The 21566-nt window shown below is 64.8% G+C and carries 25 protein-coding genes; 13 read left to right on the top strand and 12 right to left on the bottom strand.

Annotated features, from left to right (window positions below):
- Nucleotides 1-25 precede the first annotated feature (25 nt).
- Nucleotides 26-517 carry an Rrf2 family transcriptional regulator gene (locus tag FJ443_RS02120; RefSeq protein WP_140491847.1) on the bottom strand — a complete coding sequence of 164 codons (492 nt, stop codon included), beginning with the start codon at nucleotides 515-517 and terminating at the stop codon, nucleotides 26-28.
- Between the two features lie 611 nt (nucleotides 518-1128).
- Here FJ443_RS02120 and tauA point away from each other — a divergent pair.
- From tauA to FJ443_RS02140, 4 genes are all read left to right on the top strand, one after another.
- A complete protein-coding gene (tauA, locus tag FJ443_RS02125; RefSeq protein WP_140662590.1) occupies nucleotides 1129-2145 on the top strand; it encodes a taurine ABC transporter substrate-binding protein in 1017 nt (338 codons plus the stop codon).
- Between the two features lie 152 nt (nucleotides 2146-2297).
- On the top strand, nucleotides 2298-3071 hold the full coding sequence (locus FJ443_RS02130; protein WP_140662593.1) for a taurine ABC transporter ATP-binding protein: 774 nt from the start codon (nucleotides 2298-2300) through the stop codon (nucleotides 3069-3071).
- Nucleotides 3068-3928, top strand: coding sequence for an ABC transporter permease subunit (locus tag FJ443_RS02135; protein ID WP_140524466.1), 861 nt, complete (start codon nucleotides 3068-3070; stop codon nucleotides 3926-3928). Before FJ443_RS02130 ends, FJ443_RS02135 begins: the two co-directional genes overlap by 4 nt.
- Before the next feature lie 19 nt (nucleotides 3929-3947).
- Nucleotides 3948-4154: a hypothetical protein gene (locus FJ443_RS02140; RefSeq protein ID WP_140491853.1), complete on the top strand. Its 207-nt coding sequence runs from the start codon at nucleotides 3948-3950 to the stop codon at nucleotides 4152-4154.
- Between the two features lie 7 nt (nucleotides 4155-4161).
- Here FJ443_RS02140 and FJ443_RS31045 read toward each other — a convergent pair whose 3' ends face one another.
- Nucleotides 4162-4347: a hypothetical protein gene (locus FJ443_RS31045; RefSeq protein ID WP_181165190.1), complete on the bottom strand. Its 186-nt coding sequence runs from the start codon at nucleotides 4345-4347 to the stop codon at nucleotides 4162-4164.
- Between the two features lie 310 nt (nucleotides 4348-4657).
- Here FJ443_RS31045 and FJ443_RS02150 point away from each other — a divergent pair, with 310 nt between their 5' ends.
- The 4 genes from FJ443_RS02150 to FJ443_RS02170 all read left to right on the top strand — a co-directional run bounded on the left by FJ443_RS02150 (nucleotide 4658) and on the right by FJ443_RS02170 (nucleotide 7906).
- Complete coding sequence (locus tag FJ443_RS02150; protein ID WP_140491856.1) at nucleotides 4658-5026, top strand: septal ring lytic transglycosylase RlpA family protein; 369 nt, start codon at nucleotides 4658-4660, stop codon at nucleotides 5024-5026.
- A 231-nt stretch (nucleotides 5027-5257) separates the two neighbouring features.
- A complete protein-coding gene (locus FJ443_RS02155; protein ID WP_140662595.1) occupies nucleotides 5258-6535 on the top strand; it encodes a polyhydroxyalkanoate depolymerase in 1278 nt (425 codons plus the stop codon).
- 173 nt (nucleotides 6536-6708) lie between these two features.
- Nucleotides 6709-7329, top strand: coding sequence for a transglutaminase-like cysteine peptidase (locus tag FJ443_RS02160; RefSeq protein ID WP_140491861.1), 621 nt, complete (start codon nucleotides 6709-6711; stop codon nucleotides 7327-7329).
- Nucleotides 7330-7666: 337 nt separating this feature from the next.
- Nucleotides 7667-7906: a hypothetical protein gene (locus tag FJ443_RS02170; protein WP_140491863.1), complete on the top strand. Its 240-nt coding sequence runs from the start codon at nucleotides 7667-7669 to the stop codon at nucleotides 7904-7906.
- A gap of 89 nt (nucleotides 7907-7995) precedes the next feature.
- Here FJ443_RS02170 and FJ443_RS02175 read toward each other — a convergent pair whose 3' ends face one another.
- From FJ443_RS02175 to FJ443_RS02190, 4 genes are read right to left on the bottom strand one after another with little or no spacing between them, the layout of a single operon-like run.
- Nucleotides 7996-8364, bottom strand: coding sequence for a helix-turn-helix transcriptional regulator (locus tag FJ443_RS02175; RefSeq protein WP_140491865.1), 369 nt, complete (start codon nucleotides 8362-8364; stop codon nucleotides 7996-7998).
- A gap of 10 nt (nucleotides 8365-8374) precedes the next feature.
- Nucleotides 8375-8905 carry a Smr/MutS family protein gene (locus FJ443_RS02180; RefSeq protein ID WP_140491867.1) on the bottom strand — a complete coding sequence of 177 codons (531 nt, stop codon included), beginning with the start codon at nucleotides 8903-8905 and terminating at the stop codon, nucleotides 8375-8377.
- On the bottom strand, nucleotides 8902-10005 hold the full coding sequence (locus FJ443_RS02185) for a murein transglycosylase A (protein ID WP_140662598.1): 1104 nt from the start codon (nucleotides 10003-10005) through the stop codon (nucleotides 8902-8904). Before FJ443_RS02185 ends, FJ443_RS02180 begins: the two co-directional genes overlap by 4 nt.
- Before the next feature lie 24 nt (nucleotides 10006-10029).
- Entirely contained in the window at nucleotides 10030-10734 is a 705-nt protein-coding gene (locus FJ443_RS02190; protein ID WP_140514105.1) for a Tim44/TimA family putative adaptor protein, read from the bottom strand.
- A gap of 213 nt (nucleotides 10735-10947) precedes the next feature.
- Here FJ443_RS02190 and FJ443_RS02195 point away from each other — a divergent pair, with 213 nt between their 5' ends.
- Both FJ443_RS02195 and secB read left to right on the top strand, forming a co-directional pair.
- The gene (locus FJ443_RS02195) at nucleotides 10948-11448 is read left to right on the top strand and encodes an FxsA family protein (RefSeq protein ID WP_140491873.1); all 501 of its coding nucleotides are present in this window, start codon (nucleotides 10948-10950) and stop codon (nucleotides 11446-11448) included.
- A gap of 167 nt (nucleotides 11449-11615) precedes the next feature.
- Nucleotides 11616-12113, top strand: a complete 498-nt coding sequence (gene secB, locus FJ443_RS02200; protein ID WP_140491875.1) for a protein-export chaperone SecB — start codon at nucleotides 11616-11618, stop codon at nucleotides 12111-12113.
- 107 nt (nucleotides 12114-12220) lie between these two features.
- On the opposite strand, the gene dnaQ is transcribed toward secB, so the two are convergent.
- From dnaQ to FJ443_RS02225, 5 genes are all read right to left on the bottom strand, one after another.
- Nucleotides 12221-12925 (bottom strand): DNA polymerase III subunit epsilon, encoded by a 705-nt coding sequence (dnaQ, locus tag FJ443_RS02205; RefSeq protein WP_140514104.1) that lies wholly within the window; start codon nucleotides 12923-12925, stop codon nucleotides 12221-12223.
- A gap of 106 nt (nucleotides 12926-13031) precedes the next feature.
- Complete coding sequence (gene coaE / locus FJ443_RS02210; protein ID WP_140662601.1) at nucleotides 13032-13613, bottom strand: dephospho-CoA kinase; 582 nt, start codon at nucleotides 13611-13613, stop codon at nucleotides 13032-13034.
- The gene (locus tag FJ443_RS02215; RefSeq protein WP_140662603.1) at nucleotides 13610-14452 is read right to left on the bottom strand and encodes a shikimate dehydrogenase; all 843 of its coding nucleotides are present in this window, start codon (nucleotides 14450-14452) and stop codon (nucleotides 13610-13612) included. The genes coaE and FJ443_RS02215 overlap by 4 nt, the downstream gene beginning before the upstream one ends.
- The gene (locus FJ443_RS02220; protein WP_140662605.1) at nucleotides 14445-15044 is read right to left on the bottom strand and encodes a Maf-like protein; all 600 of its coding nucleotides are present in this window, start codon (nucleotides 15042-15044) and stop codon (nucleotides 14445-14447) included. Before FJ443_RS02220 ends, FJ443_RS02215 begins: the two co-directional genes overlap by 8 nt.
- Before the next feature lie 57 nt (nucleotides 15045-15101).
- On the bottom strand, nucleotides 15102-15923 hold the full coding sequence (locus FJ443_RS02225) for a pyruvate, water dikinase regulatory protein (RefSeq protein ID WP_140491905.1): 822 nt from the start codon (nucleotides 15921-15923) through the stop codon (nucleotides 15102-15104).
- 404 nt (nucleotides 15924-16327) lie between these two features.
- On the opposite strand from FJ443_RS02225, the gene hemE reads away from it, so the two are divergent.
- The 3 genes from hemE (at nucleotide 16328) to rho (ending at nucleotide 19335) form a co-directional block, all read left to right on the top strand.
- The gene (hemE, locus tag FJ443_RS02230) at nucleotides 16328-17359 is read left to right on the top strand and encodes a uroporphyrinogen decarboxylase (RefSeq protein ID WP_140662607.1); all 1032 of its coding nucleotides are present in this window, start codon (nucleotides 16328-16330) and stop codon (nucleotides 17357-17359) included.
- Nucleotides 17359-17895 carry a protoporphyrinogen oxidase HemJ gene (hemJ, locus tag FJ443_RS02235; RefSeq protein WP_140491911.1) on the top strand — a complete coding sequence of 179 codons (537 nt, stop codon included), beginning with the start codon at nucleotides 17359-17361 and terminating at the stop codon, nucleotides 17893-17895. Before hemE ends, hemJ begins: the two co-directional genes overlap by 1 nt.
- A gap of 174 nt (nucleotides 17896-18069) precedes the next feature.
- A complete protein-coding gene (rho, locus tag FJ443_RS02240) occupies nucleotides 18070-19335 on the top strand; it encodes a transcription termination factor Rho (protein ID WP_140491913.1) in 1266 nt (421 codons plus the stop codon).
- Between the two features lie 172 nt (nucleotides 19336-19507).
- Here the strand turns inward: rho and FJ443_RS02245 are convergent, their stop codons facing one another.
- Complete coding sequence (locus tag FJ443_RS02245) at nucleotides 19508-21529, bottom strand: thioredoxin domain-containing protein (RefSeq protein WP_140662609.1); 2022 nt, start codon at nucleotides 21527-21529, stop codon at nucleotides 19508-19510.
- Nucleotides 21530-21566 lie beyond the last annotated feature (37 nt).

Consider the following 21566-nt stretch of genomic DNA (forward strand, 5'->3'; position numbering starts at 1 on the left):
GCCAGCCCCGTGCGACGCGCCGGCGTCAGGCCTTCACCGCAACCGGCAGATCGTCGCTCGCGACCGAGAGGTCGTCGAGGCCCCTTGCGACCCCAAGGTCGTCGAGGCCGATGTCGCGCATCTCGGCGAGGCTGCGCTGGTCGAGCACCTCGGCGATCGCTTGCCGGACTTCCAGCATCAGATGTCGAACCTGGCATGTCGCCTCGTTACAGTCTTCGCAGCGCTGGTATTGGGTACGGCTGGCGCAAGGGATCGGCGCCAGCGGGCCGTCGAGCACACGCACGACATGGCCGACCCTGATTTCCTCCGGTGGCCGCGCCAGGCGATAGCCGCCATCCTTGCCTTTGCGGCTCTGCACGAAACCGGCATTGCGCAGTTCGCCCAGGATGGCGTCGAGAAACTTCTTCGGGATGTTGTTGCCGGTCGCGATGTCGTTGACGAAGGCAAGCTGCCCGGCCGGCATCCGCGCCAGATGGACGAGCGCCTTGAGGCCGTACTTGCCTTTCTTGGTGAGCATGATCCGAACGTTTCTCTGTCATGCGATGGCTCGAGGCCATCCGTTGCGAAACGCCTGGCGTGCCTCCCGCCGCGCTCAAGCATCCATGACATAAATTCTACCGACATGATATACAAGCCAATCGCGATTGATCTTGCTTGATTTTCAAGCCATTGCGGCGATTTTGGACCTGACTTGTGATGCCGGGGACACAAACCGTGGCGCGACGGCCCGAGACCGGTGCCACCGGCGATCGCCGCGATACGGATGGGTATGACCTCTCATCGTCGCCTCCAAGTCTCTATGTCGATAAGTTTACTATACTTAAACGCGAACAGGCGGAACACGTTTTTAAATTCCAATCCATCTGAAGCATGGATTTGCCTTTCAAGCGGCTGCAACGTGAATTCTCGTTCGCGATCGGAGGCCGTAGCGGTGGCTGGAGCTTCCCGAACGTGATGATCTCGCCACTCTTGAAGCGCCATAGCCGCCAAATCCGCCTGGGGACCTCGGCACCGGCAGCTTTTTCCAACAAATCCAGCCCCGCTAGAAGAATCTAACTCTACAAGAACCATAGAATTAGCGGACTATCATGAAGCAATCCGGTTTTCCCCTGTTTCATGGAGCCCTTGATGTCCACCACCATTTCGCGACGCATCCTTCTCCTGTCTACGGCCGCACTTGCCGGCGCCGCCTTCCTCGGCCCGGCTTTTGCCGACGACCTCAAGATCACCATCGGCTACCAGACGGTGGTCGAACCCTCCAAGGTGCCGCAGGCCGATGGTGCCTATGAAAAGGCTACCAACGCCGCCATCGACTGGCGCAAATTCGATTCCGGCGCCGATGTCATCGCCGCGGTCGCATCCGGCTCGGTAGACATCGGCTATGTCGGTTCGAGCCCGCTGGCGGCGGCGGCGAGCCGCGAATTGCCGGTCCAGACCATCTTCGTCGTCGGCCTGATCGGGCCATCCGAGGCGTTGGTCGCACGCAACGGCGCCGGCATAGAGAAGGTCGCCGACCTCGCCGGCAAGAAGGTGGCCGTGCCCTTCGTCTCGACGACGCATTACAGCCTGCTTGCCGCGCTGAAACATGAGAATGTCGACCCGAAATCGGTCGAGATCCTCAATCTCAGGCCGCCGGAAATCGCCGCTGCCTTTTCGCGCGGCGATATCGATGCGGCCTATGTCTGGGATCCGGCGCTCGGCCAGGTCAAGACATCAGGCAAGGTGGTGCTGGATTCCTCCCAGGTCGCCGCCTGGGGCGCGCCGACCTTCGACGCCTGGATCGTGCGCACCGACTTTGCCGAAAAGAACCCGGAAGCGGTGCGCGACTTCGTCAAGGTGACGGGTGCGGCCTATGCCGAGTACCTGGCTCAGCCCGACGCCTGGTCGGCAGCGTCGCCGCAGGCGGCCGAGATCGCCAAGCTGACCGGCGCCAAGGTCGAGGAAGTGCCTGAACTGCTCAAGGGCTACGTCTTCCCGACACTCGAAGAACAGGCCTCCGACAAGTTCCTCGGCGGCGGCACTGTCAAGGCGATCGCGGCCGCGTCCGCCTTCCTCAAGGAGCAGGGCAAGGTAGACGCCGTGCTGCCGGACTATTCGAAATATGTGACATCGAAATACGTCACCGAGGCGCTGGCCTCGAACTGACCCGAGCGTTGGAGCGCCCCATGCCACGACGGGCAGGTGGCGCCCCGATGAGACGCGCGCGGCTTTCCTGACGCCGCGTGTCGTCTGTCCCGGAGCCGCTGACGAGGCGCGGCTTCGGGCAGGCGGACTTCAACGAACTCCTGCGAGGGCTCATGTCGCATCTCGTGCTCGACAGAATCTCGATCCACTATGACGGCCAGCCCGCACCCGCCGTCGAGCGGGTATCGATCGACGTCGCCAGCGATGACTTCGTCGTCCTTGTCGGCCGTTCCGGCTGCGGCAAGACCTCGCTGCTCAATGTAGCCGCCGGCTTTGTCGCGCCGGCACGCGGCACGGCCGCGATCGACGGCCGGCCGATCGCAGCACCCGGTTCGGACCGTGCGGTGGTGTTCCAGAACGACGCGCTGTTTCCTTGGCTGACGGCGCGCGAGAACGTCGCCTTCGCGCTCAGGCTGCGCGGTGTCGGGCCATCCGAGCGGGCGCGCCGCGCCGACGAATTGCTCGGCCTGGTCAAGCTCACCGATGCCGGCGACAAGCGCATCTGGGAGCTGTCCGGCGGCATGCGCCAGCGCGTCGGCCTTGCCCGGGCGCTGGCTGCCGAGCCGCAATTCCTGCTGCTCGACGAGCCGCTCGGCGCGCTCGATGCGCTGACGCGCGAGCGCATGCAGACGACGCTGCTCGACCTGTGGACGGCAAGCAAGGTCGGCGTGCTTATGGTCACGCACGGCATCGACGAGGCGCTGGTGCTCTCCACCCGCATCGTGGTGCTGGCGCCCGGGCCGGGCCGGGTGGTGCGGACCTTGGAGCCGGGCTTCTCCAGGCGCTACGCAGCGGGCGAGGCCATCCGCGCCATCAAGGCCGATCCTGGCTTCGCCGCGGCGCGCGGCGAACTGACCGACGCGATCTTCGAGGGAGAGGCGGCATGACCATTTCCTCCTACACCGAACGCTCCGGCCCCAGGACCGAAGAGGCCGACGGCCTGTCGGTGCCATGGTCGCGCCCGGTCCCGAAGCGCAAGGGCGTTTCGGCGCGCATGGTCAGCGCGGCCACCATTCTTCTGGTGCTGGCGCTGTGGACGCTGTCGGCCCGCCTGCAACTGGTGTCGCCGGTATTCCTGCCCTCGCCTGTCGCGGTGTGGAACAAATTCATCATCGTCGCCCGCGACGGCTTTGTCGACGCAACGCTCGTCCAGCATATCGCCGCCAGCCTGGGGCGAGTGTTCGCCGCGCTCATCGCGGCGCTCCTCGTCGGCGTGCCGGTTGGCCTCGCCATCGGCATCAGCACCGTCGGCCGCGGCATTTTCGATCCGCTGCTGGAATTCCTGCGGCCGATCCCGCCGCTCGCCTATCTGCCGCTGGTCATCATCTGGTTCGGCATCGGCGAGCCGTCCAAGGTCCTGGTGATAGCCATCGCCATGCTGGCGCCGGTGGCCTTGTCGACCGCGTCCGGCGTCCGCGGCGTCTCGCAGGAGCGCATCAACGCCGCGCGTTCGCTTGGCGCGACGAGGCGCCAGGTGGTCCGCCACGTGATCCTGCCCAGCGCGCTGCCGTCGATCCTGACCGGACTGCGCATCGCTCTCGGCGCCGGGTGGTCCACGCTGGTCGCCGCCGAACTGGTGGCGGCGACGCGCGGGCTTGGCTTCATGATCCAGTCGGCGGCGCAGTTCCTGGTCACCGACGTGGTGGTCATGGGCATTTTGGTGATCGCGGCCATCGCCTTCGTGCTCGAATTCGCCATCCGCAGGATCGAGCGCGCGCTCGTGCCGTGGGCGGGACGCGAATGATCGGGAAACGGAGATGACGATGACCCATTCCACCGCCATGCTGTTCGCCCATTTCGGCACCTGGCTGCTGGGCCTGACATCCGATGGCAAGGCGATAGAGGAGGACAAGGCGACAAGGGAGGACGGTCCGCGCTCGCCGGCGCCCGTCCGACTCCCGGCCGGGCGTGACCGCCTGCCGCCGCGAGACGAAAGCTTCTACTGGGCCTGGCAGTACTGGTCGCAGTGAGAGCGGCTCAACCGCGCGAACGGTTCGCCCACACGAGCCCGGCGAGACCGACCAGCATGACGATGATGCCGATGGTGAGCCATTGCGACTGGCCGGTCATGAAGCTGCCGCCGATCGCGCCGATGCCTTGCAGCGACCACAGCGCGCCGACGGCCAGCACAATCAACGCCAGCAGATTTTTGATCAGTCTCATTGCCGGATTCTCCCTTCCGAAGTTGATCGGTCGCGTCTTCGCCGTCGCGATGAAAGAGGCAAAGGAATCGGTTCGGCAGCAGCATCTTCTACTTGGATGTTGCCGCTCGATCTTGTCAAACAAGACATGGATATCCGCTGGAACATCATCGTGAGTTGATCGCTGACCGCCGGGAAATCACTGACAGACTGTTACCGGGCGACTCCAAACGTGTGCCGGCGCCATGGAACCGCCAGATGATCGCCGCATTTCGTGCCTTATTGTCTCCGTAACGGCTGGGGCCTGTCAAAAACGGAGCCTTCCCCCAAATATGAATAACAACAACCGGACCGCGCTTGCCGCGGTGACGATCGCTGCTGGCCTGATGGTCGGCGCCTCCGCCACTCCAGCCGCCTCCGCCGCCGGCCAATGCGGCCGCGCTTCCTGGTACGCCCTGCACTCCAGGACCGCGTCGGGCGAACGGATGAACCCTTCGGCCTTGACCGCCGCACACCGCACGCTGCCTTTCGGCACCAAGCTGCGGGTCACCAACCAGAACAATGGCCGCAGCGTCGTGGTGCGCATCAACGATCGCGGACCGTTCATCAGGGGACGCGTGCTCGACCTGTCGAAGGGTGCCGCCGGCCAGCTCGGCTTCATCGGTTCGGGCCACACCGCGGTCTGCATGGCGCGCGTCTGACCACCACTGCCCGGCCCGAGGGCCGGGCCGCTGGCGGGCCTTCGCACCTGCACAATGAGCCGGCTTGTACCGTCCAAGGCTGATTTCCAACGCTTTGGACCAAGAATGCGTATAGATCACGCCACGTGACGTATTGCATCGCAGCAATTAGTTGTTAACTTCCCCGCGAGACAGTTAGGGCCAGGCACTGCTCGCCGCCCCTTCGGTCGCAGGCCGCAGCGGGGTAAACGGATGTTCTACCAGCTCTATGAAATGAACCACGCCGCCCTGCAGCCGGCCCGTCTCTATGCCGATGCGGTGCGGCTGTTCTATTCCAACCCGCTCAATCCGTTCTCGCACACGTCCTGGGGCCGCTCGATCGCGGCGGGCGCCGAGTTATTCGAGCGCACCACGCGCCGCTACGGCAAGCCGCAATTCGGCCTCGACAAGACGGTGGTCGACTGGAAGAGCGTGGCAGTGACCGAGAAGATCGTCTGGTCACGACCGTTCTGCAACCTGGTGCGTTTCGAGCGCGCCGTGCCCGCCGGGCGGCGGCGCGATCCGAAGCTTCTGATCGTGGCGCCGATGTCGGGCCACTATGCGACGCTGCTGCGCGGCACGGTCGAAGCCATGCTGCCCCATGCCGACGTGCACATCACCGACTGGATCGACGCCCGCATGGTGCCGACGGCCGACGGCCAATTCGATCTCGACGACTATATCGACTATGTCGTCGACATGCTGCATGTGCTGGGCCCCGACACGCATGTGATGGCTGTTTGCCAGCCTTCCGTGCCGGTGCTGGCGGCCGTGGCGCTGATGGAAACGCGCGGCGACCCCTTCGTTCCTGCGACGATGACCCTGATGGGCGGGCCGATCGACACGCGCCGCAACCCGACCGCGGTCAACCTTCTGGCCGAGGAGAAGGGCATAGACTGGTTCCGCGACAATGTCGTGATGCGCGCGCCCTGGCCGGTGCCGGGCTTCGGCCGCGAGGTCTATCCCGGCTTCCTGCAGCTTTCGGGCTTCATGAGCATGAACCTCGACCGCCACATCATCGCCCACAAGGACTTCTTCATGCACCTTGTGAAGCATGACGGCGACAGCGCCGAGAAGCACCGCGACTTCTACGACGAATATCTGGCGGTGATGGACCTGACGGCTGAGTTCTACCTGCAGACGGTCGACACGGTGTTTGTCCGGCATGCCTTGCCCAAGGGCGAGATGACGCATCGCGGCACGCCCATCGATCCCTCGGCCATCCGCAATGTCGCGCTGTTCACGGTGGAGGGCGAGAACGACGACATTTCCGGCCTCGGCCAGACGCGGGCGGCGCACGATCTGTGCGTCAACATTCCCGCCGACAGGAAGGCGCATTACATGCAGCCCGCGGTCGGGCACTACGGCGTCTTCAACGGGTCGCGCTTCCGCGCCGAGATCGTGCCGCGCATCGTCGACTTCATCACCAGCTATGGCCGCCAGAACCGGGTCGCCGTGAAACCGAAGCTGGTCCGCACCGCCAAAAGATAGGCAGCCTGCATTGCCGGCCCGATAGCGCCGGACAGGCCGGGCAGGCTTGTCGCACGGGTGCCGCTGCCATGCGTCTCGCGGGTAACCATGTCGCAAATCACCCAATCGTGGTAATTGACACGGACTGTAGATCGCCCTTAACCTTTCATTAATAACAAGGGCGAGCGGGGACAATGAATTCCTCACCAATGGCGCGAGCGCTTCGTGCGTGCGCAGTAGCCGGACTGGCGACAATGATGGGAGGCTGGGTGGCACCGGCCCTGGCGGCCGGAGCGATGACGACCGGCGGCGTCGCGTCGCAACCGATCGGCCATTATGATTTCTGCAGGCTCAATGCCCGCGAATGCGCAATCCGTCCCGGCAATCTGGCGCCGGCCGCGATGACGGACAGGTTGTGGCGTAAGCTGGCCAAGGTCACCGCCAGGGTGAATGCCGCCGTCAAGCCGATGAGCGACATGGACATCTACGGCAAGGACGAGGTCTGGGCCTATCCCGCAAAGGGCGTCGGCGACTGCGAGGACTACGTGCTGGAAAAGCGGCGCCTGCTGTCCCGGATGGGCATATCGCTTGCCGATCTTCTCATCACCGTGGTGCGCAAACCCGACGGCGAAGGGCACTCGGTGCTGACGGTGCGCACCGACAGAGGCGACTATGTGCTCGACAATCTGACCGACAAGGTCAAGGCCTGGGACGACACCGGCTACCATTTCCTCAAGCGCCAGGCGATCGACAACACCGGCCGCTGGGTCTCGATCCGTGGCGGCCAGCAGGTGCTGGTCGGGTCCGTGGAGTAGGGACTGCGGCGGGCGGCGCGCCCAACCGCCGGATGTCGGCCCCGCCCCTCATTGCCCTGCCGGGCATTTCTCCCCGTATAGTGACGGGGAGAAAGACGCTGTCATCGACGATTTCCCCAATTGCCGACGTCGCAAGAAATACGCCAAGGGCGCGGCTGTCTCCCTTCTCCCCGTCCTATACGGGGAGAAGGTGCCGGCAGGCGGATGAGGGGCGGCGCCGACGTTGCAGTCACGCGCCTCGCGCACTCCCCAAAAAAATTCCCACACCCTCCATGAACCATTTCGGCCCGGCCGGCGACACACAGCCGTGAACCGAAACCAACCATGGAGACTTCAAATGACTGCTTTCCTGCGTAACACCCTTCTCGCCGCCGTGGCGGTGTCGGGCATGGCCGGATCCGCTCTGGCCGATCAGACCATTCGAAGCTGCGCCAACACCAATCTCAACGACCTGTGGAGCGGCCGCTGTTGCGGCGCCGCCGGCGCATCGGACTGCCTTGGCGGCGGCAATGGTGGCCGCGGCCATGGTGATCACGGCCGCGGTGGCAATGGCGGCAGCACGGCCGGCAAGAACTGATCTCATCACGGCGGCCCGCCGGCTGCTGCTGGCGGGCCGCCGTTTCGCGATCGGGAGCTCAGCCGCCGCGAGAGCCGGGCAAACCCGGCCTACCGCCGTCGCCCCAGCGCCGCTCGGATAGAGAAGGTTATGCCGCGCAGTTCCTCCTCGTCGAGCTTTTCGATGTTCTCGGCCAGGAGGTTGGCAAGCTCGGTCGCGGCCGGGCTCAGGCCCGACGTGTCGAGCCTGACGCGCGGATGCGAGCCTTCGGCCAGTCGCGCCAGTTCCTCCGCGTCGTCCCAGATGATGTTGAAATAGCCGATGATCTTCTGGATCAGCGTCCAGGTCGGCGCGCCGCGCCTTCCATGCTCGAGCGCCGACAGATAGGCGGCGCTGACGCCGATGGCGGCGGCCATGTCCTTCTGGGTGACGCCGCGCTCGGCCCTCAGCGCCCGCAGCCTCTCGCCGAACGGGGTCACGACCCCATCCTCACGACCGGACCCGCCGCAGCCTGACATAGAGCGCGCCCGAGCCGCCGTGGTTGCGCGCGGCGTGGTCGTGACTGGAGACCAGCGGCCGGAACGCCGGCGTCGACAGCCAGGCCGGCACCGCGCGGCGCAGCACGCCGTCGCCGCCCGACGAAGAGCCCTTGCCGGTGATGACCAGGACATAGCGGATGCCGCCGGCATGCGCGCGGTGCAGGAAGGAGAACAGCAGCGAATAGGCTTCGTCCTGCGTCATGCCGTGCAGGTCGACCCGGCCTTCGATGGGCAGCCGGCCTTTCGACAATTTGTCCAGCGTCGGCTCGTCGAGTGCATGGGAGACATGCTGGGCCTTCGGCTTAGGCGCGCCGGCCGGACCGGCAACGGGCCGGGCTTGTTGCGTCGGCGCCGGCTTCGCCTCGATGCCGAAATCCGGGACAGGCACGGCGGCCTTGCCCTTCAGCGGCTTGGCCGTGCGCGCCACCAGGTTCCACAGCACCCGGTCGTCCTCGCTCAACCTGTCGCTGCGGCGGGTCATGGCTTCGACCCCGAGACGAGCGGGCGCGGCACCAGTGCGTAGAAATCGGCCGGATTGCGCACCACGCCGGCGATCTCGCCGGCGGCGTCGCCCGAGCCGGCGAAGAGATCTCCGCGCGCCGGCCCGGTGATGGCGGAGCCGGTGTCCTGCGCGATCATCAGGCGCCGGAACGGTTTTGCCTCGAAGGCCGTCAGCGATGGCGCGTCGATGTAGAAGGGCGTGCCGAATGTGTGCAGCAGCCGGTCGACGGCGATCGAGCGGCCCGGCGTCAACGGCACCTTGGCGGCGGCGATCGGCCCGAGCGTTGCGTCCTCGACCGCGGCCTCGCGGAAGAAGATATAGGAACGGTTCTGCCACAGGATCTCGTCGACGCGGCCGGGATGCGCCCTGAACCAGGCGCGGATCGACTGCATCGTCACGTTTTCCAGCGGGATCTCGCCGAGCTCGCTCAACACCTTGCCGGGCCCGGTGAAGCGCTGGCCGGACTTGGCCGCATAGGTGACGCGGCACAGCCGGCCGTCGGTCATGAGAAGCCGCGCCGCGCCCTGCACATGGATGAAGAATGCATCGACCCTGTCGGCCAGCCAGGCGATCTCCAGTCCCTTGCCGGCGAGCGCGCCGCGCTCGATCGCGCCGCGGTCGAAATATTCGGCCGGCCCGTCCGGCGTCCGGCGCGCGAAAGCGAGATAGGGGTCCATTCCGTCGGGCCGGTTGGCGTCGTCGACATCGACGAGATCGGCGGGACGCGACAGAAGCGGCACGGCAAAACGCTCCGTGCGCACCGGCGAGGCCTCGACCTCCGGTTCGTAGAAGCCGGTGACGAGGCCGGCGCCGGTCTCTGGACTCACCAGCATGGGGACGAAATGACGCTCGAAGAAGGCGCGGGCCTCCGACCGGCTGGCAGGAGGGGCCGCGCGCGCCTCGGCATAGGCACCGGCAAAGGCGTCGAAGTCGACGCCGAGCGCGCCGCTGCGATAGGGCTTGGCCAGGACATGGAAGGCAGAGCGGCGAAAGGCCTCCAAGGCCGCCAGATGGTCGTCGTCATCCCAGCCGGGCAGAGCGCCGAAGGATCTTTCGCTGAATGCCTGATGGAAGGACACGACAGGCCCGCCGCGGTCAGGGATTCAATCTTCTTCTTCGGTGGCGACGAGCTTCCAGTTCGGGTCGCGCGAGCGCGTGTCGCGGGCGAAGGTCCAGACGTCCTTGACCTCGGCGACGGTTTCGGGGTCGCCGTCGATGACCGCACCGGCCTTGTCGCGCGTCGCCGAAATCAGCTCGCTGATGATGCGCAGCGTGACATGCGCCTCGCCGCCCTTCATCTCGGCCGAGACGATGTCGGCCTTGTCGATGCCGACGAAGGAAGACTGGATCTTTTCCGACCGCGCCTCGCGCTCGCCGATCGCGGCGACGAAACCGTCATAGACATCGCGCGACAGAAGGTTCTTCAGCGTTTTGCGATCGCCGTCGGCATAGGCCATGACGATCATCTCGTAAGCCATCTTGGCGCCGTCGACGAAACCCTTCGGGTCGAAGGACGGATCGTTGTCCTTGATGGTGCGCAGGCCCTTGTTGAGGTCGGTTCCGGGCTTGGCAAAGGCGTCGATGGCCGCATAGACCTCGCCGGCCGGCTCGCCGGGCTGGCGCTTGCGCGGCAGCGACACGACATTCTCTGATTTCTGCGCATCCTTGTCGCCGGTGCGGGCGGCGGTATAGGGATCGAAAGGCGGCCGTTCGCTGCCGGTACGACGGCCCAGCACATTGCGCAGCTGGAAAAAGATCACAACTGCCGCAATCAGAAAGAAAATCGTGCCGAAGTCGAAGAAACCCATATCTTCCGCCAATCAATCCTGCCCTCGGCCGGACCGCCCGGCCAACAGGGCAGCGGTCGCATAGCGTTCAACATGCAAACCATATAGAACGCAAGGCGCAATCATTCAAATCAAAGGCAGCCATACCTATCTAACAGCCTCGGCGCCAGCGGCCGGCGGCCGCTGGCAGGCAAAGCAGACCAACGCCAGAACGATCGGAAGGATCGGCAAGACTTGCGCATTTCGTTATTTCCCGTTTTTCTTCTGGCGCTTCCGCTGCTGGAGATCGCCGGCTTCGTCATCGTCGGGCGCCAGATCGGCGCGCTGGCGACGGTCGGCCTGGTGCTCGCGTCGAGCATCGCCGGGGCGCTGCTGCTCAGGCATCAGGGTTTTGGCGTCATGAGCCGCATCAGCACCGAGATGGGCGCCGGCCGCGATCCGAGCCGTCAGCTCGCGCACGGCGCCATGATCGTGCTCGCCGCGATCCTGCTGATCATCCCGGGCTTCATATCGGACATTTTCGGCATTCTCTTGTTCCTGCCGCCGGTGCGCGATCTTGCCTGGCGCAGGCTCAAGGGCCGCATCGTGGTAGCGACGAATTTCTCGGCCGGCGGCTTCCGCGGCCGGCCGCGCGACAGGGTCATCGACCTCGACGACGGCGATTATTCGCGCGAAGACGATTTCAAGCGCGGGCCGGACCACAATTCGCCATGGCGCCGCCTGAAGGACGACTGAGGCTATATTGATGTTCAGGTGATGCCGGCCTGACCTGAATCTCGACACAGTCTGGATCCCCTCCGGTCGCAAGGCGGCAAACCTTGTCTTGTCATGCCGGCCATGGTAGCGAACGCCCGATTTCAATTCGGTCAGCAATGCTGCCCAGGCAAAAGGACACAAGGCTCATGGCCAGCAAAGATGACGCGCCGGTCGGCGCCAACGGAAACGGCAATACGGCGCAGCCCTCGCTCAACGTCCTTGCCCAGTATGTGAAGGACCTTTCCTTCGAAAGTCCCGGCGCGCCGAACTCGCTGCGCGGCCGCGACAAGGCGCCCGGCATCGCCATCAACGTCAACGTCAACGCCAATCCGCTCTCCGACAAGCAATTCGACGTCAACCTGACGCTGAACGCCAAGGCCTCCTTCGACCAGGAAGTGCTGTTCAACGTCGAGCTGGTCTATGGCGGCGTTTTCGCCATCAGTGGCTTCCCGCAGGAACACATGCTGCCGATCCTGTTCATCGAATGCCCGCGGCTGCTGTTCCCGTTCGCCCGGCAGATCATCGCCGAGGCAACGCGCAATGGCGGCTTCCCGCCGCTGATGCTCGACCCGATCGATTTCGCGCAGATGTTCCAGCAGAAGCTGGCCGAGGACCAGGCGGCGTCGAAGGTCCAGGTGAGCTGAGTCCGGCTCGTACGGATATTGCAGAAAGACCCGGCCTCGCGCCGGGTTTTTCGTTTTCGAGGCCGGTTTGGCCGCGAAGCCCCCCGACTTCGAGGAGAACGGCGCGCTTAGGCGCCCATCACCTTCAGCCACAGCGCCTTCTCACCCAGCGTGGCGACCATGCCGGCATGCGCCGCGCGCTCGGCTTCGCTCAGGCGCGGGGGGAGGGCGATCGGCCGCGCACCGACCGAGATGTCGATGTCTGCCACTTCGCCCGCGCCGTTCATCTGCACTGAAACGGTGTCCAGGATCAGAGCCGTCTGTTTGCCGCCGATCAGCTCGATATAGACTTCGGCCAGCAGCTCCGAATCCAGCAAGGCGCCGTGCTTGGTGCGCCGCGCATTGTCGATGCCATAGCGCCGGCAGAGCGCATCGAGCGAATTGGGACCCATCGGATGCCTGCGCCGCGCCAGCGCCAGCGTGTCGACGACGCGCCCGATGTCGACGGCCGGATGGCCGAGCCGGCCGAACTCGACATTGAGGAAGCCGATGTCGAAGGTGGCATTGTGGGCGACCAGCTTGGCGCCGTCGGTGAAGGCGATCCACTCCTCGACGATCTCGGCGAAGGACGGCTTGCCTTGCAGGTCCGCCATGCTGATGCCGTGCACGGCCTGCGCCTCGGCGTGGATCGAGCGGCCCTGCGGGTTGATGTAGTGGTGGAAGGTCTTGCCGGTTGGAAAGCGGTTGACCAGCTCGACGCCGCCAAGCTCGATGATGCGGTCGTCGCGCATGTCGAGGCCGGTGGTTTCCGTATCGAAAATGATCTCACGCATCGAATCAGTCGCTCCTGGCAAGCAGAATCGTGAGAGCGGAACAAAATGGCAATGGGCAATGACTTTTTTCCTTCTCCCCTGTGGGAGAAGGAAAAGAGGCGCCGATCTAACCTCTCAAATCCGCGATGATAGCTTTGACCTCAGCCCGCGCGGCATCCAGGCCCTGGCTGGTATCGATGACGAAGTCGGCCTGGCGGCGCTTTTGCGCATCCGGCACCTGGCTGGCCAGGATGGAGGCGAGTTTCTCTTCGCTCATGCCGGGCCGCGCCAGCACGCGCTGGCGCTGGACTTCGGCCGGCGCGGTGACGACGACGACCTTGTCGACGCGGTCGCGGCCGCCGGTCTCGAACAGGAGCGGAATGTCGAGAACGGCAAGCGGCTCGCCGGCGGCGCGGTTGCGCGCCAGGAACGCGTCGGCGTCGGCGCGCACCAGCGGATGGATGATCGCTTCCAGCCTTTTCAGCGCGGCCGCATCGCCAAGCACCCGAGCGCCGAGCTTTGCCCGGTCGACGCCTCCGGCGCCGGTGGTTCCTGGAAACGCGGCCTCGACCAGGGGGGCTGCGTTGCCGGCATAGAGGCGATGCACCGTCTCGTCGGAATCGTGGACCGGGATGCCGGCCTCGGCAAACATTTTCGCGGTGGTCGACTTGCCCATGCCGATCGAACCGGTGAGGCCGAGCACGATCATGGTTTTGGCGCCAGATCGGCTTCGACGAGCGCGCGCAATTCGGGTGTGACCTGGGGCCGCACGCCGAACCAGCGCTCGAAACCCGGCACCGCCTGGTTGAGCAGCATGCCGAGGCCGTCCACCGTCTTCAGCTTGCGCGCGCTTGCCGCCGCAAGCAGCGGCGTCTCGAGCGGCACATAGACGATGTCGGTGACGATGGCGTGGTCCGGCAAAAGGGCCGGGTCGGCGGCGAGACCCTCATTGCCTTGCATGCCGAGCGCCGTGGTGTTGATGAGCAGGCCGGCATCGGCAAGCAGTTCACCGGTCGCCGCCATGCCGTGCGCGGAAACACCGGCGCCGAACCGGTCGCGCAACTCCGCCGCCCGGGCAAGCGTGCGATTGACGATGCGGATATCGTGGATGCCCCGCTGCTTCAGCGCGTGGATGACGGCGCGTGAGGCGCCGCCGGCGCCGAGCACCACCGCCGGGCCATTGGATGCCCAGCCCGGCGCGTGATCGTCGAGATTGGCGGCGAAGCCATGGCTGTCGGTGTTGCCGCCCCACAATTGGCCGTCCTCCAGCCACAGCGTGTTGACCGCGCCGATCTGCTGGGCCGCCTCGTCAAGGTGCTCGACGAGGGCGAAGGCCGCCTCCTTGTGCGGGATGGTGACGTTGCCGCCGAGATAACCGCTCGCTTGCAATGTCTTCAGGAATTCGGCGAAATCCTGCGGCGCCACGTCGATCGCCTGGTAGCTGCCGTCGATGCCGTATCTGGCCAGCCAGTGGCCGTGGATCTTAGGCGAGCGCGAATGCTTGATCGGGTGACCGGTGACGAAGGCCTTTTTGGTCGCCTCAGCCATCGATCGCTCCCAGCGTGCGCAGTTCGGCCAGCAGCGGCAGCAGCGGCAGGCCGACGATTGTGAAGTGATCGCCCTCGATCTTCTCGAAGAGCTGGATGCCTTCGCCTTCGACCTGGTAGGCGCCGACGCTCGACAGCGCTCTTGAGCCGACGCGCGCCAGATGGCGGCCGATGAAGGCCGGATCGAGCTTGCGCATGGTGAGGCTGGCGATGCCGACATGGCGCCACAGCACCTCGCCGTCGCGGACCAGGACCGCGGCGCTGTTGAGCTGATGGGTCCTTCCCGACAGCGCCAGCAGATGGCGGCGCGCACCTTCCATGTCGGCCGGCTTGTGGAACACCTCGTCGCCCAGCGACAGCGTCTGGTCGCAACCGAGCACCAACGCGCCGGGCCTGCGCTCGCTTACTTCGGTGGCCTTGGCCTCGGCCAGCACCAGCGCGACATCCTCGGGCGAGGCGCCGCTGCCTTGCAGGGGTGCCTCGAGCGCGCGCTCGTCGACCTCAGGCGCGACCGCCTCGACGTCGACGCCGGCATCGAGCAGCATCGCCTTGCGGAACGGACTGCCGGAGGCGAGGATGATTTTTTCGGTCATGCTGGTTCACCCAGGATTGGCGTTCCGTCGCGCACCCCTCACTTCTCTCACCTGCACCTACCGCGTCTTCCCCCGCAGGGCAACGATTGCCGCCGCCGTTTCCTCGATCGAGCGACGGCTGACGTCGATCATCGGCCAGCCATGGCGGGTGCAGATCTGGCGGGCATAGGCGAGCTCCTCGTTGATGGCGGCGCGGTCGACATAGTCGCCTGGCACATAGGCGCTGCTGTTGCCGAGGATGCGGTTCTGGCGGACATGCGAGATGCGTTCGGCGGTGGCGACAAGGCCGACGATCAGCGGCGTCCTGGCGTTGACCAGACTTTCGGGCACCGGCACGCCGAGCACGATCGGGATGTTGGCGGTCTTGATGCCCCTGTTGGCGAGATAGATGCTGGTCGGCGTCTTGGACGTGCGCGAAATGCCGACCAGCACGATGTCGGCATCGTCCATATTGGCCGGCAACTGGCCGTCATCATGTTCCATGGTGAAGTTGAGTGCGTCGATGCGGCGGAAATATTCGGCATCGAGGACGTGCTGGGCGCCGACGCGGCGGCCGGCCGGCGTGCCCAGATAGGACTGGAAGACGGTGAGCACCGGCTCCAGCACGGAGACGCAGGGCAGGCCCATGGCGGCGCAGCGCTCGTCGATGCCGCGCGCCAGCTTCTGGTCGACGACGGTGTAGAGGATGATGCCCGGCTCCTCCTCGATGTCCTCGAACACTTTGGCCACCTGTTTTTCGGTCCGGATGAGCGGGTAGATGTGCTCGATGGCGCGCGCATCCTTGTATTGCGCCGAAGCCGCGCGGCCGGCCGCGAGTAGCGTTTCGCCGGTGGCGTCGGAGATCAGGTGCAGGTGGAAGAAGCTCTGGGGTTTGTTCACAGGGTTTTACCTAGGGCTGTGGGCGGATGTGGATAAAGCAGGGTTCGGAAAACCCGCCGGCCGGAGCGACTGTATCAGATGCCGGTTTGTCCACAATTCGATGCGCTGTAGGCTTCGTCGGGCGGCTGGGGACAAGTCCGTGGACGAAGATTTCTGCCTTTTGTCTGTCCACAGGACGTACCTGCAGGATCGCTGCTCTAGCGTGTTGAGTCCAATGGAAGATTCCGGCTCGTCCCCAGAACCATGCAAGGGGCGATTGGAAATGCGCGACAATATGCTTGCTGGTGTTTTGACGGCCAAAGCGGGACAGGTGACAACCACCACAACCAACAGACTCTTAGAATCAGAAGATTCTTTAAAATAAGATATTTGATTAAAGGGAAGCCGGGAGAGGCGAGCGCTCTATGCCTGCAAGACGGATCATGCTGGACGTGCTGAAGGGTGAGACGGTGTTTCCGCCGCCGCTCTGGATGATGCGCCAGGCCGGGCGCTATCTACCGGAATACCGCGAGACGCGCCGACGCGCAGGTTCATTCCTCGACCTCTGCTATGATCCCGACCTTGCCTTCGAGGTGACCATGCAGCCGATCGAGCGCTTCGGCTTCGACGCCTCGATCCTGTTCTCCGACATCCTTGTCGTTCCGCATGCGCTTGGCCGCGACGTACGCTTCGAAGAGGGGCGAGGGCCGCTGCTGACGCCGATCACGGCGGCTGAAATCGCGGCCCTGGACAGCACGGTGTTTCACGTGAATCTCGAACCGGTCTACGAGACGGTTCGCCGGTTGCGGGCGAAACTGCCCGATGAAACCGCCCTGATCGGCTTCTGCGGCGCGCCGTGGACGGTGGCGACCTACATGATCGCCGGGCACGGCACGCCGGACCAGGCGCCGGCGCGGCTGTTCGCCTATCGGGAGCCGGCGGCGTTTCGTCGGCTGCTCAAGGTGCTGGCCGATCATTCGGCCGCCTATCTCATCAGGCAGATCGAGGCCGGCGCCGATGTGGTGCAGATATTCGATTCCTGGTCCGGCGTGCTCGACGATGCTTGTTTCGAGCTGTTCTGCGTCGAGCCGGTGGCCGAGATCGTGAGGCAGGTTCGAGCGGTCCATCCCGATGTGCCGATCATCGGTTTTCCCAAGGGCGCCGGCGCGCGCTACCGGAGCTATCGCGAGAAGACCGGCGTCACGGGGCTGGGGATCGACTGGACGGTGCCGCTGGAGACAGCGAAGGCGTTGCAGCGGGAAGGGGCCGTCCAGGGCAATCTCGATCCGCTGCGGCTGGTCGCCGGCGGCAAGGCGCTGGCCGACGGCGTCAGCGCGATCCTGGAGAGCCTGGGAAGCGGACCGTTGATCTTCAATCTTGGCCACGGCATTACCCCGGAAACGCCGATTGCGCATGTCGAGGCGATGGTGAAACTGGTGAGGAGCGCGACACGCTGATGGCCGGGATGAGCAACACCAACAGCACGGGCCAGGCGATGATGCGGATGGTGATCGGCATCGCGGCCCTGGTCGTGCTCACCGCGCTGCTGTTTCTGGCGGCCCCAGACGGCTTCTATCTCTGGGCCAAGGCGATCCACGTTCTTGCCGTCATTTCGTGGATGGCGGGCATGCTCTATCTGCCGCGGCTGCTGGTCTATCACGCCGATGCCGAGAAGGGTTCGGTGCAGTCGGAGACTTTCAAGGTGATGGAGCGCCGGCTTCTGCGCGGCATCATCAACCCGGCGATGATCGTCACCTGGGTGTTCGGCCTGTGGCTGGCCTGGAAAGGTTTTGGTTTCCAGGGTGGCTGGTTGCACGGCAAGATCGCGCTGGTGCTGGTTCTGTCAGGCATCCACGGCTATCTGGCCGGCGCTGTGCGAAAATTCGCCGAGGACCGCAATGAAAAGCCCGCGAGGCACTGGCGGATCGTCAACGAGATCCCCACATTGCTGATGATCGCTATCGTGATCCTGGTCGTCGTCAAGCCGTTCTGAACCTTCGGACCTCTCTCACGACCTGCTAAAAGGCGGCTTGCTCTTTCAGCCGGCCGACGATAAAAGACGGGTCTTCCTTCCCGTCATGCGCCGCCCTTCATTGCTTTTGGCCGCGCCCGGCATTTATCGCATCCCGCCGATTTCCTCCCAAAAGCCTACCCAGAGTCTATCCTAATGCAAGAAATGAAACTCACCGAGTTCAAGAACAAGAAACCGCCAGAGCTGATCGCCTATGCCGAATCGCTCGAGGTGGAGAACGCCAGCGTCATGCGCAAGCAGGAGCTGATGTTCGCAATCCTCAAGAAGCTGGCCGCCCAGGACATCGAAATCATCGGCGACGGCGTGGTCGAAGTGCTCCAGGACGGTTTCGGTTTCCTGCGCTCGGCCAACGCCAATTATCTGCCGGGTCCCGACGACATCTATATTTCGCCCTCGCAGATCCGACGCTTTTCACTCAAGACCGGCGATACGGTCGAGGGGCCGATCCGCAGTCCGAAAGAGGGCGAGCGCTATTTCGCGCTGCTCAAGGTCAACACGATCAATTTCGACGATCCCGAAAAGATCCGCCACAAGATCCACTTCGACAATCTGACGCCGCTCTATCCGACCAAGCGGCTGAAGATGGAGATCGACAACCCGACCTCCAAAGATATCTCGCCGCGCGTGATCGACCTGGTGGCGCCGATCGGCAAGGGCCAACGCGCGTTGATCAACGCGCAGCCGCGTACCGGCAAGACGGTTCTCATGCAGAACATCGCCCACTCGATCACCGCCAACCATCCGGAATGCTACCTGATCGTGCTTCTGATCGACGAGCGGCCGGAGGAAGTGACAGACATGCAGCGCTCGGTGAAGGGCGAGGTGATCTCCTCGACCTTCGACGAGCCGGCGGTGCGCCACGTGCAGGTCGCCGAGATGGTCATCGAGAAAGCCAAGCGGCTGGTCGAGCATGGCCGCGACGTCGTCATCCTGCTCGATTCGATCACCCGCCTCGGCCGCGCCTACAACACCGTGGTGCCGTCTTCCGGCAAGGTGCTGACCGGCGGCGTCGACGCCAATGCGCTGCAGCGGCCGAAGCGTTTCTTCGGCGCCGCCCGCAACATCGAGGAAGGCGGTTCGCTGACCATCATCGCCACCGCGCTGATCGACACCGGCAGCCGCATGGACGAAGTCATCTTCGAAGAGTTCAAGGGCACCGGCAACTGCGAAATCCAGCTCGACCGCAAGGTCGCCGACAAGCGCATCTACCCGGCCATGGACATTCTGAAGTCGGGTACCCGCAAGGAAGACCTGCTGGTGCCGCGCGCTGACCTGCAGAAGATCTTCGTGCTGCGCCGCATCCTGGCGCCGATGGGAACAACCGACGCGATCGAGTTCCTCATCGACAAGCTGAAGCAGACCAAGACCAACGCGGACTTCTTCGATTCGATGAATACGTAGTTCGCAGAGCGAGCTCCACTTCTTCGTCATCCTCGGGCTTGACCCGAGGATCCATGCCATGACCTCTGCCAAAGAGCGCGGCGGACTGGATCTTCCACCTGTTGCAGCGCTCGAAAGTCACGGCATGGATCCTAGGTCTCCGCGACGGAGCTTCGCCCTAGGATGACGAACTCTATGGTCTTCGTCGCAACAACCCTTCCAATTCATCCGGATCGTCCACCACCGGCAAACACACCTGCCCCGTGCACAGCCACGCGCCCGGCCTGTCGGAGGGAGGCAGGATCCCACCCGGCAACAGCGGTCGATTCGCCTGCGTGCCGAGCGCCACCACAATATCCACCCGGCGCGGATCGGGATTGCGATTCGCTACCGGAACGAGCGTTGGATTTGTCAAATCGTCCACAAGCACCAGCTTTAGCGGCTCTATGGCGAGCGCCGAGGCGTTGACGATGCCGGCCTGGCCATAGGCCTGGTGCGCCGCGCGGCCGGCGGCATGTTCGGCGACTTTCGTCGCTTTCTCCTGCAGGTCGAGATCGCCGGTCAGCGCGGCGAGCCGGACGAGCGCCTCGATGACCTGACCGGTGGCCGACGCAATAGCCTCGTCGACATCGCCCCTGATGCGGATCGGCACGTCGGTGCTGTCGGATGCCGTGAGATAATAGCCGGTGCCGTCGGCATCGGCGTGCCAGCGGTCGAGCTGCTCGACGAATTGCCGGGCCCGATCGGCGTAGCTCCAGTCGCCGGTGGCTTCGAACAGGGCGATCGCCGCATTGGTCATCGACGCATAGTCGCTCGACAGCGCCGGGAACAGTTTCTTGGCGCCGAGCATGGAATGCGGCAGCCGTCCGCCCTCGGCGGAGGAGGCGATATGGTCGAATGCGGCCATGGCCGCGTCGATCCAGTCTTGCCGCGCCAGCGAGCGGCCGGCCTCGGCGAGTGCCGAGATCATCTGGCCGTTCCAGTCGGCGAGGACCTTGCCGTCGCGGCCGGGCCTGACGCGCCGTTCACGGACCGCCAGCAGCCTTGCCTTGAGAGCGGTCAGAAGCGGTTGCTCGGCAATGCCTTGCCCCTGCTGGGCCGGCGTCCGGTGGATGACAGGCTTGCCTTCCCAACCGGGTGGGCTGGAGAGCATGAAGCGGTTGAAAAACAACGGAGAATCGTCGCCGAGCGCGGCCTCGATCTCTTCCCGGCTCCAGGTGTAGAAAAGGCCCTCCTCGCCCTCGCTGTCGGCATCCAGACTGGCGGCGAAGGCGCCCCCATCGACGCGCATCTCACGCAGCAGCCAGTCGACGGTCTCCTCGATTCGGACCCGGAACAAATCCTTTCCGCCCGCGGCGTAGGCCCAGTTGCAAAAACGGATGAGTTGCGCGTTGTCGTAGAGCATCTTTTCGAAATGCGGCACCAGCCATTGCGCGTCCGTGGAATAGCGGCTGAGACCGCCGCCGACGTGATCGTAGATGCCGCCGGCCAGCATCCGTTCGAGGCTCAGGAGGACATCGTCGCGGTGACCGGCATTGCCGTCGCGCAGCCACGACAGCCACAGTGTCTGCATGAATGGCGCATTGGGGAATTTCGGCGCGCCGCGCAGGCCGCCGAGATCCTTGTCGATCATGCCGTCTATGCCTCTGGCGAGCGCGGCAAGCGTGTCGCGGTCGAGCGCGGTGCGGGCATGCGCGCCGGCGAGCCGGGTCTCGACATGTGTGGTCAGTCCGTCGGCGCTCTGGTTCAGGCTGCCTCTTTTCTCGCGCCAGGCCTTGTCGATCGCCTCCATGACCTGGATGAAGCCCGGGCGGCCATAGCGCGGCTCGCGCGGGAAATAGGTGCCGCCCCAGAAAGGCTTGCCGTCCGGGGTCAGGAACATGGTCAGCGGCCAGCCGCCCTGCTCGCCCATCGAGGACAGCGCCGCCATGTAGATCTGGTCGATGTCGGGTCGCTCCTCGCGGTCGACCTTGATATTGACGAACAGACGGTTCATGACGGCGGCGACGTCGTCATTCTCGAAGCTTTCATGGGCCATGACGTGGCACCAGTGGCAGGCGGCATAGCCGATCGACAGCAGGATCGGCCGATCCAGCGCCCTCGCCTCGTCAAGCGACGCCGGCGACCAGGCCCGCCAATGCACCGGATTGCCGCTGTGCTGCTGCAAATAGGGGCTGGCTTCGTCGGCAAGCAGATTTTGCGCAGGCAGTGTCACGATGAGCGGTCCGGCGAAACAGGGGTTGGATAGTGAA

This window comes from Mesorhizobium sp. B2-6-1, assembly GCF_006440475.1.
GTDB lineage: Bacteria > Pseudomonadota > Alphaproteobacteria > Rhizobiales > Rhizobiaceae > Mesorhizobium.

Coding starts and splice junctions, on each gene's coding strand:
- FJ443_RS02135 (WP_140524466.1), top strand. CDS start 3,068: ATGACCATTTCCTCCTACACCGAACGCTCCGGCCCCAGGACCGAAGAG.
- FJ443_RS02155 (WP_140662595.1), top strand. CDS start 5,258: ATGTTCTACCAGCTCTATGAAATGAACCACGCCGCCCTGCAGCCGGCC.
- coaE (WP_140662601.1), bottom strand. CDS start 13,613: ATGATCGTGCTCGGCCTCACCGGTTCGATCGGCATGGGCAAGTCGACC.
- FJ443_RS02130 (WP_140662593.1), top strand. CDS start 2,298: ATGTCGCATCTCGTGCTCGACAGAATCTCGATCCACTATGACGGCCAG.
- tauA (WP_140662590.1), top strand. CDS start 1,129: ATGTCCACCACCATTTCGCGACGCATCCTTCTCCTGTCTACGGCCGCA.
- secB (WP_140491875.1), top strand. CDS start 11,616: ATGGCCAGCAAAGATGACGCGCCGGTCGGCGCCAACGGAAACGGCAAT.
- hemE (WP_140662607.1), top strand. CDS start 16,328: ATGCCTGCAAGACGGATCATGCTGGACGTGCTGAAGGGTGAGACGGTG.
- FJ443_RS02180 (WP_140491867.1), bottom strand. CDS start 8,905: ATGACCCGCCGCAGCGACAGGTTGAGCGAGGACGACCGGGTGCTGTGG.
- FJ443_RS02170 (WP_140491863.1), top strand. CDS start 7,667: ATGACTGCTTTCCTGCGTAACACCCTTCTCGCCGCCGTGGCGGTGTCG.
- FJ443_RS02215 (WP_140662603.1), bottom strand. CDS start 14,452: ATGGCTGAGGCGACCAAAAAGGCCTTCGTCACCGGTCACCCGATCAAG.
- rho (WP_140491913.1), top strand. CDS start 18,070: ATGCAAGAAATGAAACTCACCGAGTTCAAGAACAAGAAACCGCCAGAG.
- FJ443_RS02140 (WP_140491853.1), top strand. CDS start 3,948: ATGACCCATTCCACCGCCATGCTGTTCGCCCATTTCGGCACCTGGCTG.
- FJ443_RS02150 (WP_140491856.1), top strand. CDS start 4,658: ATGAATAACAACAACCGGACCGCGCTTGCCGCGGTGACGATCGCTGCT.
- dnaQ (WP_140514104.1), bottom strand. CDS start 12,925: ATGCGTGAGATCATTTTCGATACGGAAACCACCGGCCTCGACATGCGC.
- FJ443_RS02160 (WP_140491861.1), top strand. CDS start 6,709: ATGAATTCCTCACCAATGGCGCGAGCGCTTCGTGCGTGCGCAGTAGCC.
- FJ443_RS02120 (WP_140491847.1), bottom strand. CDS start 517: ATGCTCACCAAGAAAGGCAAGTACGGCCTCAAGGCGCTCGTCCATCTG.
- FJ443_RS02190 (WP_140514105.1), bottom strand. CDS start 10,734: ATGGGTTTCTTCGACTTCGGCACGATTTTCTTTCTGATTGCGGCAGTT.
- FJ443_RS02220 (WP_140662605.1), bottom strand. CDS start 15,044: ATGACCGAAAAAATCATCCTCGCCTCCGGCAGTCCGTTCCGCAAGGCG.
- FJ443_RS31045 (WP_181165190.1), bottom strand. CDS start 4,347: ATGAGACTGATCAAAAATCTGCTGGCGTTGATTGTGCTGGCCGTCGGC.
- hemJ (WP_140491911.1), top strand. CDS start 17,359: ATGGCCGGGATGAGCAACACCAACAGCACGGGCCAGGCGATGATGCGG.